This is a genomic window from Streptomyces sp. T028 (assembly GCF_048159505.1).
GTDB lineage: Bacteria > Actinomycetota > Actinomycetes > Streptomycetales > Streptomycetaceae > Streptomyces.
Map to the genome: position 1 here is coordinate 48,723 of NZ_JBLRVZ010000050.1, position 14,238 is coordinate 62,960.

The window sequence follows — 14,238 nt, forward strand, 5'->3', positions numbered from 1 at the left end:
AGGCTCAGATGTCGACACCAAAGAGGTCGGATCCGCGCCCCAGGGCCTCCAGCACGGCCGCCAGCTGTCCGAGCGGTTCCGGGCCGACCGGGCGCAGTACGACGGTGGAGGCGCCGGCCTTCGCCAGCTCGCCGATGTTCCCGGCGGCCTCCCGCGCCGTACCGGAGACGGTGAAGACCTCCTCCTGCGGGCGGCCGAGCCAGGCGCCGTGGCCCTCGGTGTGCGGGTGCAGGGTGCGGGACACCTCGTCGGGGTCGTCGCCGACGCAGGTGAACGAGAAGACCGTGAGGGTGTGTTCGGGCGTGGCGCCGCCCTTCGCGGTCAGCGCGCGAATACGGTCCAGGTCGCCCGGCCCGTGGCCCTCCGCGATCAGCGTGCCGTCCGCGACCCGCCCGGAGAGCTCCAGCGACCGGGGCCGTACGACACCCGCGACGACGGGCGGGACCTCGGCCGGCGGATGCACCAACTTGATGCCGTCCAGCCGTACTTCGCGCCCGTCCAGATCCACCCGCTCACCGCGCAGCAGCGCGCGCACCGAGGTGATCGTCTCCTCCAGCCGGGCCAGCGGGGAGCGGGGCGCGACCCCCGCCCGCGCCATCCACTCCGGCACCCCGTGCCCGATCCCGGCCACCAGCCTGCCGGGGAACACCCGTGCCAGGGTGGCCAGTTCCATGGCGAGGAGCGCCGGGCTGCGCAGCGGGGCGGGGGCGATCCCGATGCCCACGCGGAGGCGTTCCGTTGCCCCCAGCGCCACGGTGGCGGCCGACACCCCGCCGTTCCAGCCGAGGTCCTCCACCACCCACAGGTCGTCCACGCCGAGCGCCTCGGCCCGCCGGGCGAAGTCCGGCAGTCCCTCCGGCGCCCAGTCGCGGTCGTACATCACACCGATCCGTACGTTCGTCATGCTCCGGAACCTCTGTGTGGGGTGACAGGTGGATCAACGGCACGACCGGCCCGCCGTTGTCAGGGACGGCGGGCCGGTCTGTCCTGGGTCAGCCCTGGACGGGCTTGCCGCGGCCCCAGGCCCAGGCGAGGCGGTCCGCGCCGGACTGGTTGGTGGTCTCCAGCCATGGACGGCTGACCGGGCCGACGAGCTTCTGCAGCGAGTACGTGTCGTCGGTGCGCAGCCCCGGCCAGTACACCGAGCCCATCTTCAGCTCGCGGAAGGTGTCGGTGACGGCCTGGATGAAGTTGATGTAGTTGTTGTCCGGCGTCTTCACGTTGTAGTTCAGGCCGTCGGTCATCGGCGCGCCGAACTCGTCCGCCACGGTCCGGCTCGCACAGTCGCCGATGCGCACCTTCAGGTCGGCCACCCACTCGTCGTAGGTGGCGTACGACTTCCAGAAGCCGTAGTGGTGCAGGGAGAGGTACGTGCCCTTCAGGCGCGGGTCGGCGCAGACCGAGGTGACGTGGTCGTTGTAGCCGGCGCCGCTGACGAAGACCCGGCCCCGCGGCACGGACGTGTAGGTGTCGAGCCACTTCGCGGCGATGTCGGCCCACTCGGTGTCGGTGTAGCCGTGCGGCTCGTTCATCGGCTCGAAGTAGACGCGCTTGTCGTTCTTGTACGCCTTGACGACGTTGTTCCACATCGGCCAGTAGGCGGCCTCGTCGTCGATGTAGCCGTCCTTCTGGGCGCCGGTGCCCTCCCAGTACGACACGATGACCTTGAAGCCCTGGTCGGAGGCCGCGTCGATGACCCCGCGGTACGACTTCCAGTACGCCCCGTTGACCGTGTACGGGTTGATCGGCAGCCGGACCGTGTTGGCGCCGAGGTTGGCGCGGAAGGCCGCGATGACCCGGCTCGCCTTGGTGTACGTCTGCTTGTAGGTGTCCGAGGTCGACAGGCCGGACAGCTGCAGGAGGTCGTCGGCGAAGTTGTCGCGCGGGTCCGCCCAGTTCACGCCCTTGAACTGGGTCGTGTCGGCGGCCGGGGCGGCCTTGGCCGGGGCGGCGGAGGCGGGGACGGCGGCGAGGGTGCTGCCGACGGCCGCGGCCACGGCGACCCCGGCGAGGGCGGCCCGCAGACGGGGCGAGCGGGAGGAACGCGAGGAACGGGAGGAGGCTCTGACGGGGGTCTTGCGCATCGGCTTGCCCTTTCCGGACGACGATGTTTACGCAAACATCCCACTCCGTGCGTGGCTGATGTTTACGTAAACATGGCGGCGCCGGAAGCTTGGCACCCTGCCCGGTGATCGTCAAGGTTTCGCGCGCGTAACGTTTGCGCGTCGGCCGGTGAGCGAGGTCGCTCAGGAGGTCGCCAGCGGCCTGAGCGTCAGCGGCGCGATCCTGCCCTCCAGCATGGCGCCCATGCCCTGCGCGGCGCAGATGTCGGGCCGCTCCGCGATGTGCACCGGCATACCGGTGGCCTGCCGCAGCATGTGGTCGAAGCCCGGCAGCAGGGCGGAGCCGCCGACCATCATGATCCCCCGGTCCGCGAGATCGGCGACCAGGTCCGGCGGGCAGACCCGCAGCACCCGCCCGATACCGTCCAGCACGGCCGTCAGCGGGGTCTCGATCGCGTCCCGGACGGCGGCGGTGTCGACGAGCACGGAACGGGCGAGGCCCGTGGCCACGTCCCGTCCGTGGATCTCCGTGGAGGCCGGGCCGTGCGGGGTCAGGCCGTTGCCGGACAGGGCCAGCTGCAGCGGTCGTACGGACTGGCTCGGAAGCATCAACTCGTGCTCGTGACGCAGGTGTTGCACGATCGCGTGGTCCACCGCCTCGCCGCCCACCGGGATCCGCTCGGCGGTCACGATCGAGCCGAGCGAGAGCACCGCGATCTGGGTCGCGGCCGCCCCGCACACCATGATCATCGTGGCTTCCGGCTGCTCGACCGGCAGCCCGCAGCCGACCGCGGCGGCGATCAGCGTCTCCACCAGCTCCACCCGGCGCGAACCGAGACCGACCAGCGTCTCGATCGTGGCGCGGCGGGCCAGCGGGTCGGCGTCGTGCGGGGTGCAGGCGGCGGCCCGCAGGAACGGCTTGCGGCGCAGCTGCCGGCGGACCTTGTCGCCGAGCAGATGCCGCAGCATGCGCTGGGCCATCTCGATGTCGACGACCGTGCCGCCGGAGACCGGCCGCATCACCCGGATGTAGTCCGGGGTGCGGCCCGTCATCCGCTCGGCGAACTCGCCCACCGCGATCAGCGCGCCGGTACGGGTGTTCACGGCGGCGACGGACGGCTGGTCCACGACCAGCCCGGACCCCTTCACATACACCCGGGTCCGTGCCGCCCCCAGGTCGACGGCGAAGTGACAGCGGCGCAACTGCTCCAGACTGGCGGTCATGGCAGGTCCTCCCGAGAGCGCAGACCATGGGGCCGCCGAGCCGGCGGCCCTCTCGTGCGGGTGGGCCGCCGGACGGTCGGCCTCCTTCGCATCCTGCGGGGCGGGGAGGAGGGGCGCCTGTTCAAGGGGGCCGGGCGGGGTACGTCCGAACGGGACAAGGGCACCGGATGGAACGCTGAGCGCCATGGGAGAGGAAGCCGTCGGCCGCCAGATCGCTGTGTCGATGACGCTCTGGCGGCCGTGCGCCGAGAGTCCTCCGCTATCCAACATGATCGGGAGTCTCGCGCGTAGGGCTCTGGCGGCCTCGCCCGACCTGAGCAGGTTGGGCCGGACCTGGAGCAGGGCCCACACGCTGTGGATGTTCAGGTCCACGGCGGAGGAGGGCGTCGACGCGATGGGGGTCCCTCCCGCGCGAGCGCAGCCGAGCGTGGGGGAGTCGGCAACCGACGACAACGCGGCTGGGGGCACCCCCCTCTGGGGGTGGGGGTGCCCCCTCCGGGGGAGCGTGCCAGACCCCGCGTTTCTCGACGGCCAGGCGCCGCTCAACGTGGTGGGGAGCGGGACGCCCTGACGGACGGGCATGAGGGAACCCCGGTCGCCACCTGTGGCAAGGCGCCGACGGGGGGCGAAGGCGTGCAGGGTCAGTGCTCGCGCGGCCGGTACGGCAGCTGAGTGGCTCTGCCTCGCCAGGGTTCCGGACCGGGACACGGCGGGGGGTCCGGAGGGGAGACGGGCTCACCACAGAGCAGGCAGTAGCCCCAGCCCGTTTCGGGATCTGTCACACACCTGGCGCGGCAGCGCGGGCACTCATACATGGTCGCCCTCTCGGGTCATGTCGTGACGTCGTACTCCCCGGCCTTCACGGCGTTGGTGAACAGTGCCCAGGACTCCGCCGTCATGGTAACGACGGTCTCCGGGGCATTGCTGTCCCGAAAGGCGACCAGACCAGGAATGTTGGTAGCCACCTCCGGGCAGTTCTGAACCCCGGAACGCGGACGGCACATGGTCAGGCCGACGAACACGAAATCCGGCCGGTGATCCATCGTTTGTCTCCCTTCGTAGAGCTGCGGGGATTCGGTCCCCGCGCCGTGTTGCATCCGACCCCGATCGGATGCGTCCATACCGGGGCCGGAAATCCAGGTGCTGGGGCTCACGATGGTGCGTGGTGGCCTCACGTCGGGCGGATGGTTCGGGGGTCGTGCGGGTGTCCGTGGAGCAGATGGGTGCGCATGGCGAGGATCACGGAACGCGCCCTTGGCGGATTCCTCGACCCGATCACGTCCGCCATGCGGGCTCGCAGGTGAGCGCATGCGGGGCACGTGTCCGGGTCGGCCGGCCCGGAGCGAGGGGCTCGAAGATCTGGGGTCAGCACCGCTCCCCGCTTCTGGGCCAGGCGTACTTGGGGAGGTGGCGCGGGGGCTGCAGCGCTGTGCGGGGCGCCGTCATCGGGGGCACTCCAAGTGCCGGTAGCGAACGAGCGGACCGGCTGCGGACCGGTCGGTCGCGACCCGGCGGCACGGCTCAAGACTCCTGATCGGTTTCCTGCAGTCCGGGCACGTCTCCCCGTCGGGCGCGTAGGTCGTGTACTCATCCTGTCGCGCGTCGGTGTCCGTCCGTGCGCACCGGTCGCTTCCGCGAAGTCTGGCTGTAGCTTTGGGCAATGTCGTCAACGCCTTACCTGTTGATGGCCACGCCCCCGGACGTTCGCTGCGTCGCGGGGGTTCATTGCTGTCCGGCACGTGAGGAGTGCCGCCTCAAGAGCTTGGGCTGAGGGAAGCATCCGAGGGAACTGGTAACGGGGAACCCCGCAAGCCCATTTGGGGAACCCCGCTCCGGTCCGTTTGGGGTTCCCCTCTCTGCTCCCAGAGCTACGCTGGACAGTGATCAGTCCGGTTTCCCGCTAGGTGGCTGCATGGATGACCGTAGGACTCGGCGGAGTGGGTACCCGCTGACGATCCCCGATGCACTCCTCGAAAGCGAAGCCATGCGGCAAGCCTGTGCCACCCGGGACTTCCGAGAGATATTCCGACTCGTCAATCGCCGTACCGGCTCCAGCCACGCTGTGATGGCGGCGGCCGTCGGAAAGATGACCAGCTCCCGAGTCAGTGACATCATCCGTGGCGTCAGGGGTATCCGGGGACGTGAAGTAATCGAGCGTGTGGCAGACGGATTCGGCATTCCCGGGGAAATGCTTGGGTTGCCGGCACGCCCATGGGAAGGCGGGAGTAAAGCTGAGCAGGCGAATGTTGAGATTGCGTCTGCCCTCGAAGCGGCGGTACCACGGGATGATGAGAGGGTAACCGTGGACCGGCGTACTCTCGTCTCCGCCACTGCCGCTGCACTGTCGTTGTCCGCGACGCAGTTACATCGAGGGCAGCGCGTCATTCAGGCTCTCGAAATGATGGGAGGCGACAGTGCGAGCACGCTTCCCGTGGTCCTCGGTGAGCTGATTGATCACTACACTCTGACGCTTTGCTCTATGCCTCCGGCTGATGTGTACGACGAACTGCTTGTGGTCAGGGAATATGCAAGTCGATTCCTCGACACTGTCATGCCCGAGAGGCGGCGAAGGGAGATTGAGCTGTCTGTCGGCTGGATCTCCTGCCTGCTGGGTATAGCCGCATGCGACATGGGGGCGCATGCGGCAGCGCATATTTGGTGCGGTGACGCCGGACGGCGCAGTCAGGAAGTAGGACACCCGGAAATTTCAGGATGGGCAGTCCTGACGAAGTCGCTGATTGCCTTCTATCAAGGGCGTCCGCATCAGTCGGTGACCCTGGCATCACAAGGGCAGGGGCTCACTTCGAAAGGAACTGTGATTCATGCGAAACTAGCCACTCAGGAAATGAGGGCAGCAGCTATGACCGGCGACTCCGACCGTACGGAAAAAGCAAGGCGATATGCCGCAAAGGAAATGGCCGGACTGCCCGATGATGTGAAGATCGCAGGCGTCTTCTCGATTTCCCTCGGGGAAGATCCTCCGTATACGGCAACGTCCTTGATGCTGCTGGGGCGTCATGCGGAAGCAGTCTCCGCGACCCGCCGCGTAATTCAAACTCTCTACGGACCAGAGGCGCGGCAGCGTGATGAGCATCCGTCCAGCTACTCTCGCGCGTTGCTGATTCTCGGACTCGCCCAAGCCGGAGTCGGAAACCTTGACGAAGCAGTGTCCGCTGGGCACGCTGCTCTTGCGGGAAGCCGCCCTGCGTGGCCAACTGTAACGCTCGCCGGCAAGCTCAACCGTGTACTTGAACGCGACTTTGTAGACGCTCTTCAGGTGCAGGAATATCGCTCCCGATATCTGGAGGTGGAGCGTCGGCTGACCAGAAGAGCCGTTTAGCCACCCACTTGTCTGAGGGGTACGATGAGCAGCAAGCATCTCAGTGCGGATCAGATCCGCGAAATTGCGAGTTTCGTGGACATTGAGGCGCTGCCGCCGCAAGGTGAACCAACTGCCTACTTTCTCTTTGGGACGAACCAGAGGAAGCCGGTCGAAATTGCTGCAGAGCGGTACCATGAAGGACTGGCGCCGCTTGTCATCGCAACTGGAGGAATCAATCGGCACACTGGAATTGTAGAAGGTCAGGAGTTCCGCAGACTTCTCATTGGGCGGGGTGTTCCTGAATCTGCCATCCGCTGCGAGGATCGAGCCGCCAATACCTGGCAGAATGTAGAATTCTCCCTTCCCTATATACAGGAAGCGCTGGAATCCGGGTTGAGGGTCACGGCTGTCAGTAAGTGGTACCACCGTCGCACCCTTCATTGCCTGGCAACCTTGGCTCCGAAAATTGGCCCCTTTTATGCCGTCTCCTGGGAGCCCGTTTACGCGGGTCAGGTGGTCAATCGCATTGATTGGCCTCATATCCCGGATGGGAAGCGCCGGGTGATTCGGGAATGGGAGGAAGTCGCTCGACGTGTCGCAGAGGGAAGTTTCAAAGAGGTAAACCTTGTTGGTGGTGCTTGGCGGGCCGGCCACGGGTAATGGTGAGCTGGGCTCGTCGGACACCAGGCGAGGTGGCCCGGGACGGGGGTGAGGGCGCATCAGCCGGCCCGCGGTGCTGGTTCGGGAATTGGTTTCGCCTCCTCCGGGTGGGGGCGTCGCGTCGTCGGAACAGGGCGCTCGGCCACCACATGCAGCGGCCCGCGGCCAAGGTCAGCGCGGTGACCAGTACCGAGCGGACGACCAGGATGTCCAGCAGCACTCCGAACGCCACGCTTTCTCCTCTTTGGTGAACGGCTGAATTTCCCTGGACTGGTGCGCCGGCACCGCCTTGCACCGTGCCGCGGAGAATGGTCCTCCCCCCCAAGGGTGGGGCCGCAACGATCGAGATCACTCGGGCGGAATCCGCCTCGCACAGAATTCTGGAAGTTGAGGCCGGTGCTGTGTGGCGTGCACCCACAAAGAACGGGGGTCCTCGCAGGACGCGCGCTTGTGCGTCGCTTGCGTCGCCACTTCCGGAAGGAGCACGCGAGGCCCAGAGTCGGGAGGTCGGGCCGATTCCGCCGGCCGCCGCGCCGGCGGCGGCCGGGCCGCACCTGCTGCTCGGAATGATCGTCGCCGGCCAGGACGCCGTTGCCACCAGCGATGTGGACGCCCTGGCCGCGCAGGCCTGGCAGCCGGAGGCGGCCGCCGCGTCCGAATGGCCCACCGCATCGGCTTTCGACAGGCGCACGCACGCGGTGATGCCTAGCGTCACCAGAGGAAACCAGGTCATGGGATTCGGGCAGAGGCGCAAGGGCCGTAAGGAGACGGGAAATGACGGAGCGACATCTGGGGGCTCGCAGTGCGGGAAGAAGGCTGCGTCGCACCGCAGGGGTCTGCGTGCTGGCCGCTGGGCTCGCCCTCACGATCTGCTCGCCCTCCGCCGCCGCGGGTCCGCGACCGGACCGGCCGCGGCATTGCGCGACGGAGCCCGCTCCCCCGACCGGCAGCGCGACCACCCCGCCGCCGATCACCTCGGGCAGCGACGTGTGGAGCTTCATCTCCGAGCCGGGCCTTCACCCCCAGCGGGTGAAGGTGACGGCGCATCGGCCCGGGACGGCCCGGGGCAAGATCTTCGTCGGCCCGTATGCCATCGGCGCCGCGGTGGTCGGGCAGACGGGGGCACTGATCTCCGAGAATTCCGGCGATCCGGTCTGGTTCCGCCCCCTGTCCTCCCCCGACCTCCAGAACGCGGACTTCAGGGTTCAGACCTATCACCACCCCAGGTCCGGAAAGGCGCAGCGGGTGCTGACCTGGTGGCAGGGCTCCATCGCGATTCCGCCCACGTACACGAATCTGCCGGGCGGCGCTCCCGAACCGGGCGGGTGCTACTACGTCTACGACGATCACTACCGCCTGATCACCACGGTCTCCGCACATCACGGCTTCAACGCGGACGAGCACGAATTCCTCCTGACCCGCAGGGGGACCGCACTGTTCATCGCGACCAAGCCGGTCCCCATGGACCTCCGCCCCTACGGAGGTGCGGAGAACGGGGCCATCCTGGACAGCGAGATCCAGGAAGTCGACCTGGAAACAGGGAAGCTCGTCTTCTCGTGGGATCTGCTGGATCACCTGGACCCCGCCGATTCCCAAGTGCCGGCCTCCGACGCGGCGACGTCAGGCGGGGTATGGGACCCCTACCACCTGAACTCGATCGACGAGGGCCCCGGAGGGGAGCTGTTGATCTCGCTCCGGAACTTCTGGGCGATCTACGACATCTCCAAGAAGACCGGAAAGATCCGCTGGCAACTCGGAGGCAAGAAGAGCGACTTCACCCTCGGCTCCAACGCGGACTTCTACTGGCAGCACGACGCGCGATTCCGGCCGGGAAACAAGATCAGCATGTTCGACGACGGCTGCTGCAACCAGCCGGACGGTACACCGGAACAGGAATCTCACGGCCTGATCCTGGACCTGGACTTCGACCACCGCCGCGCTACCGCCGCGCGGACCTACTACCACCAGCCACCGCTGTTCTCGGCTTCCCAAGGGAACACCCAGGCCCTTCCCAACGGCAACGAGTTCATCGGATGGGGCCAGAGCTCGTACTACTCGGAATACGCGGGCGCAGGAAGCACCGAGGGCAACGGCTCACGGAACCTGCTGTACGACGCCCAACTGCCGGGCTCGAACATCTCCTACCGGGCCTTCCGGAACACGTGGGTCGGCAAGCCCTACTATCCGCCGAGCGCAGCGGCGAAGACCGAGAACAGGCACAGCGTCGTCCACGCCTCCTGGAACGGTTCGACGCAGACCACAGCGTGGCGCGTGCTCGCAGGCCGGAACCCCGATTCCCTGTCGGTGGTGGTACGACACGCCAAACGGACCGGGTTCGAGACGGCGATCCTGACGGACAACCCAGGACCGTACTTCCAGGTCGAGGCGTTGGATGAAAAGGGGCACGTCCTCAAGTCCTCCGCCATCGTGACCCTGGCCCGCTGAGGGCCGACACATGAAAAGCAGGTTTGTGTACATGATCAACCCACCCATACACACTCCTCCTCCCGGGCACTCGCCCCACACCGGCCCTCCGAAGGGGCCGGGCCGGCAGGGTCGCCGTCGGAGCGCCTTCCTGCGCAGGGAGCGAGCGTGCGTACTCGTGCTGCTGTTGGTCGCGCTCCTCACCGGCGGCTTCGTCGCTCCCTCCGGAGGAGGCCCGGTGGGCCCCGACGGCTCGACGGGGGCAGCGGGCAACGGAGACGTGGTAGGTACCCCCACCCCCCTGCGCAACCTGCCCCGGACGATATCCGCCGTGGCCAACGGCGAACTCGTCGTTTACCGGATGCCGGGCATCAAAGGCCACCAGATCAATGCGACGGCCATGCTGTTCCTTCCCGAGAAGCCACCTCCGGCGAACGGATGGCCGCTTGTCGTGTGGGGGCACGGCACCACCGGATGGGCGCCGGAGTGCGCGCCGAGCGTCCAGCTCCAGCAACACGGCACATGGGCCGACCATCCGAACGACGCCGTGCTGGCGGCCATCCTGAAGATGGGCATCGCCGTGGTCGCGCCGGACTACGAGGGGATGGGACCGGTGTCCGCGGGCGTCACGGAGGGACACGGCTACTACAACCTGTCGAGCGAGGGCAACTCCATGGTCTACGCCGCGGTCGCCGCGCGGCGCCACCTGGGCGACAGACTGTCCGGACAGTGGGCCCCGGCGGGGTGGTCGGAGGGAGGATTCGCAGCGCTTGCCGCCGCCTACACGTCCGGCTCGGCGGCGAAGGCGGACCCCGATCTGGAGTACCGGGGCACCATCGCCCTCGCCCCGGTTCCGGATGTTCCCGCCATGAACAAGATCTTGTGGCAGGACATCGACAACGCCTCCCAGTCCGGGCTCCCGCCGACAGAACACCAGCTTGAGCAACTGGTCTTCGCCAACGCGGAGACCGTCTACTTCACGAAGACCCAGCGCTACGCCGGCTACGACATCGACCCGGCGCAGATCTACGGCCCGAACATGCTGAAGATCTACCAACAGGACTGGCGGACCTGCTCGGACGACCTGAACGATCTCGTCAACCAGGATATCCAGGACTATCTGAACGCCTCTCCGTCCCACCGCCTGACCACTTATCCAGGGATCCGCGGAGACGCCCCCACCTCTCTTCCGGAGAACAGACGGTACTTCGAGCAGAACCAGGGCAGGCTCGAAAGCTCGACCCTGCCGGGTTCGGTCCTGTGGCTGTACGGGACCGACGACATCACCAGCCCGAACACCGTCACCTACAACGTCGTCAACAAGATGGTGGCCAACGGCAACGACATCAACCTCTCCGTCCTGGAAGGGGCGGGCCACTACGAGGTCCCCCTCGTCGGCCTACCGCTGGTCCAGGCCCGCCTCGAACAACTCTTCGGGGTGGGGTGATGACGCGTCGGCCCGGTCTCGCGCAGTCGGCCGAGCCCGCGGGCGGGGGGCGTCGTGGCGGCGGAACAGGGCGCTCGGCCACCACATCCAGCGGCCCGCGTCCAGGGTCAGCGCGGTGACCAGGACCGAGCGGACGACCAGGGTGTCCAGCAGCACCCCGAACGCCACCGCGAAGCCGAGTTCCGCCGCGAACACCAGCGGCAGTGAGGCCATCGCCGCGAAGGTGCCCGCCAGCACCAGACCCGCCGAGGTGATCACACCGCCGGTGGCGGACAGACCGGTGAGCGCGCCGCGCCGGGTGCCGTGCCGGAGGGTCTCCTCGCGCACCCGGGTGACCAGGAAGATGTTGTAGTCGATGCCCAGGGCGACCAGGAACACGAACGCCAGCAGCGGGAAGGAGGCCTCCTCCCCGGCGAAGTGGAACACGCGCTCGAACACCAGGGCGCTCACCCCCATCGCCGCCCCGAACGACAGCACCACCGTCGCCATCAGCAGCAGCGGGGCGACCACCGCCCGCAGCAGCAGCGCGAGCACCAGGAACACCACCACCAGCACGATGGGGATGATCACCGTCGAGTCGCGGTCGGCCGCCTCCCGGGTGTCGAGCAGCACCGCCGTGGTCCCGCCGACCTGCGCCCGCGCGCCCTCGACCTCGTGGACGGCGGCCCTGGCCCGCTCGACCGCCCGCATCGCGGCCGTACCGCTGGGATCGTCCCGCAGCTCCCCGAGCACCAGCGCCTCACCCCCCTTGACCACCGGCGCGGCGACCCGGGCCACCCCCGGGACACCGGACAGCGCGCTGCGCACGCCCTGCGCCGCGTCCGCCCGTGCCACCACGAGGACGGGGTCGCCCGAGCCGGCCGGGAAGTGTCGGGCGCGGATCTCCTCGCCGACGACCGTCTGCGGGCGGCCGGTGAACTGGTCCTTGCCGGCCAGCCCGTCGGCCCGCAGTGCGAACATCCCGAGCGTCATCGCGCCGAGGACCAGCGCGGTACCGGCCCACACGAGCCGCGGCCGCCCGGAGACCGCGGCGCCCACCCGGGCCCAGACGCCGTCCGTCACCGCACCGGCGGGTGTCGCGTCGTACGACGGGATCATCGGCCAGAAGATCCAGCGGCCGCAGACCACCAGCAGGGCCGGCATCAGGGTGGTCATGGCGAGGAGGCCGACGAGGACGCCGACCGCGCAGGCCGGGCCCAGCCCCTGGGTGGAGTTGAGGGAGGCCAGCATCAGCAGCGTCAGGCTGACCGCGACGGTCGCGGCGCTGGCGACGATCGCGGGACCGGAGCGCCGCAGGGCCCGGGCCATCGCCTCGTGCCGGTCCTCGTGCCGCCGCAGCTCCTCCCGGTACCGCGAGGTGAGTAGGAGGGCGTAGTCGGTGGCGGCGCCGAAGACCAGCACGGTCAGGATGAAACCGGTCTGCTTGTTGATGGTGAGTCCGGCGTTCTTCGCCAGGACGTAGATCACCGCCTCGGAGGTGACCAGCGCCGCGCCCGCGGTCAGCAGTGGCAGCAGGGGGAGGACCGGGCTGCGGTAGGTGAGCAGCAGGATCAGGACCACCACGGACGCGGTGATCGCCGTCAGCCCGCCCCCGCCGCCGAAGGCCTTGATCGAGTCGGCGGCCTGACCGGCCGGCCCGGTGACATGGAACCCGAGACCGCCGCCCGCGTCCCCCTTCCTCCCCTCACCCACCTCGGTCAGCGCGTCGACGACCTTGCCGATCCCCTCCCAGCCCGTCCGGTCCTTGTGCACCTGGACCACTGTCTGGATCGCCCGCCCGTCCGCCGACGGCACGGGGCCCTGCGGCGCGCCCTGGACCCCTTCGACCTCCCGGAAGGCCTCGGCGTCGGCCCGGGCCCTCGCCAGATCGGCGGCGGTGACGCCCCCGGGCCGGTCGTAGACCACGATCGCGGGCACGGTGTCGGCGGGCTGGAACCGCGCCACCCGCTCGACGACCCGCGTCGACTCCGCGTCGCCCGGCAGCCAGGCCGAGTTGTCGTTCTGCTCGACCTCGCCGAGCCGCCCGGCCAGCAGCAGGGCCGGGACCAGCAGGACCGCCCAGAGGGTGAGGACGACCCACTTGCCGACCCGCCCGCTCGGCAGGGTCGCCAGGGTGCGCGCCTTCACAGGGACCTCGCCGTGGTGTCGATGTGGGAGAGCTTGTCAGGGTTGGCGACGGCGTAGATCCCGCACACCCGGTCCCCGTCCGGGGTCAGGTCGAGGACCAGGACCGCGTACGGGGTGTCGCCGGCGAACAGCAGCGCCGAGGGATCGCCGTTGACGCTGCGGTAGGCGATGCGCAGGCCCTGCCCGGAACGCGGCGCGACCGAGGCGAGCAGCCGGGCCACCTTGTCCCGGCCCCGCAGCGGCCGGGGGCCTCCCGCGCCCTTGCCTCCGCCGTCGCCCCACAGGGTCACGTCCGGCGCCAGGAGCCGCAGCAGGGCGTCCAGGTCACCGCCGAGCGCGGCGTCCAGGAACCGTTCGGTCACCTCCCGCCGGACCTGCGGATCGGGCTCGTAGCGGGGGCGCCGGGCGTGCACGTGCTCCCGGGCGCGATGCGCGAGCTGACGGATCGCGGACGGGCTGCGGCCGAGGATCTCCGCGATCTCGGTGTGCGGGTAGCCGAACACCTCGTGCAGCACGAACACCCCCCGCTCCAGCGGGGTGAGGGTCTCCAGGACCACCAGCAGCGCCATCGACACCGACTCGGCGCGCAGGGCCGCGTCGGCGCCGTCGCCCGGGACCGGGACGTCGGTGAGGGGCCCGACGAGCGGCTCGGGCAGCCAGGGCCCCACGTACGTCTCCCGGCGGCGGCTGACGGCGGCCCGGTGGGCGAGGGCCCCGTTCACCGCGATCCGCACCAGATAGGCGCGCGGATGCCCGATCGCCTCCCCGCCCTCCGCCGCGTGCTCGTGCCGGGCCGCCCACGACAGCCAGGTCTCCTGCAGCACGTCCTCGGTGTCGGAGACGCTGCCGAGCATGTTGTAGACGATGGAGAACAGCAGCTCCCGGTGGTCGGCGAACACCTGGGTCGCGGTGTGCGCCCTCGGCTGCGATGGGTGGGACATCGTGGGCCTCCCGTAGTGGACGCTTCCGTC

10 protein-coding genes and 2 pseudogenes are annotated in these 14,238 nt (G+C 68.9%); 5 read left to right on the plus strand and 7 right to left on the minus strand.

The window, feature by feature from the left end; genetic code table 11:
* Positions 1-4: 4 nt before the first annotated feature.
* The 4 genes from ACLZN2_RS39615 to ACLZN2_RS39630 all read right to left on the minus strand — a co-directional run bounded on the left by ACLZN2_RS39615 (position 5) and on the right by ACLZN2_RS39630 (position 4,330).
* On the minus strand, positions 5-904 hold the full coding sequence (locus ACLZN2_RS39615) for an LLM class flavin-dependent oxidoreductase (protein ID WP_416984454.1): 900 nt from the start codon (positions 902-904) through the stop codon (positions 5-7).
* A gap of 88 nt (positions 905-992) precedes the next feature.
* Positions 993-2,084: a glycoside hydrolase family 5 protein gene (locus ACLZN2_RS39620; protein ID WP_416984455.1), complete on the minus strand. Its 1,092-nt coding sequence runs from the start codon at positions 2,082-2,084 to the stop codon at positions 993-995.
* Positions 2,085-2,246: 162 nt separating this feature from the next.
* Positions 2,247-3,287: a rod shape-determining protein gene (locus ACLZN2_RS39625; RefSeq protein WP_416984456.1), complete on the minus strand. Its 1,041-nt coding sequence runs from the start codon at positions 3,285-3,287 to the stop codon at positions 2,247-2,249.
* Between the two features lie 830 nt (positions 3,288-4,117).
* The gene (locus ACLZN2_RS39630; protein ID WP_416984458.1) at positions 4,118-4,330 is read right to left on the minus strand and encodes a DUF397 domain-containing protein; all 213 of its coding nucleotides are present in this window, start codon (positions 4,328-4,330) and stop codon (positions 4,118-4,120) included.
* 1,115 nt (positions 4,331-5,445) lie between these two features.
* On the opposite strand from ACLZN2_RS39630, the gene ACLZN2_RS39635 reads away from it, so the two are divergent.
* Positions 5,446-6,627, plus strand: a complete 1,182-nt coding sequence (locus ACLZN2_RS39635; protein ID WP_416984459.1) for a hypothetical protein — start codon at positions 5,446-5,448, stop codon at positions 6,625-6,627.
* Positions 6,628-6,651: 24 nt separating this feature from the next.
* Positions 6,652-7,269, plus strand: a complete 618-nt coding sequence (locus tag ACLZN2_RS39640; RefSeq protein WP_416984460.1) for a YdcF family protein — start codon at positions 6,652-6,654, stop codon at positions 7,267-7,269.
* Between the two features lie 124 nt (positions 7,270-7,393).
* On the opposite strand, the pseudogene ACLZN2_RS39645 reads toward ACLZN2_RS39640, so the two are convergent.
* Positions 7,394-7,687, minus strand: a pseudogene (locus ACLZN2_RS39645) (MMPL family transporter); the annotation flags it as partial.
* On the opposite strand from ACLZN2_RS39645, the pseudogene ACLZN2_RS39650 reads away from it, so the two are divergent.
* The 3 genes and pseudogenes from ACLZN2_RS39650 to ACLZN2_RS39660 form a co-directional block, all read left to right on the plus strand.
* Positions 7,578-7,904: pseudogene (locus ACLZN2_RS39650) on the plus strand (DUF6245 family protein); the annotation flags it as partial. The pseudogenes ACLZN2_RS39645 and ACLZN2_RS39650 overlap by 110 nt on opposite strands.
* 139 nt (positions 7,905-8,043) lie before the next feature.
* Positions 8,044-9,714 (plus strand): arylsulfotransferase family protein, encoded by a 1,671-nt coding sequence (locus ACLZN2_RS39655; protein WP_416984461.1) that lies wholly within the window; start codon positions 8,044-8,046, stop codon positions 9,712-9,714.
* A gap of 157 nt (positions 9,715-9,871) precedes the next feature.
* Entirely contained in the window at positions 9,872-11,140 is a 1,269-nt protein-coding gene (locus ACLZN2_RS39660; protein WP_416984462.1) for an alpha/beta hydrolase family protein, read from the plus strand.
* On the opposite strand, the gene ACLZN2_RS39665 is transcribed toward ACLZN2_RS39660, so the two are convergent.
* Positions 11,093-13,267 carry an MMPL family transporter gene (locus ACLZN2_RS39665; protein WP_416984463.1) on the minus strand — a complete coding sequence of 725 codons (2,175 nt, stop codon included), beginning with the start codon at positions 13,265-13,267 and terminating at the stop codon, positions 11,093-11,095. The two genes, ACLZN2_RS39660 and ACLZN2_RS39665, sit on opposite strands and share 48 nt — an antisense overlap.
* Complete coding sequence (sigJ, locus tag ACLZN2_RS39670) at positions 13,264-14,208, minus strand: RNA polymerase sigma factor SigJ (RefSeq protein WP_416984464.1); 945 nt, start codon at positions 14,206-14,208, stop codon at positions 13,264-13,266. The genes ACLZN2_RS39665 and sigJ overlap by 4 nt, the downstream gene beginning before the upstream one ends.
* Positions 14,209-14,238 lie beyond the last annotated feature (30 nt).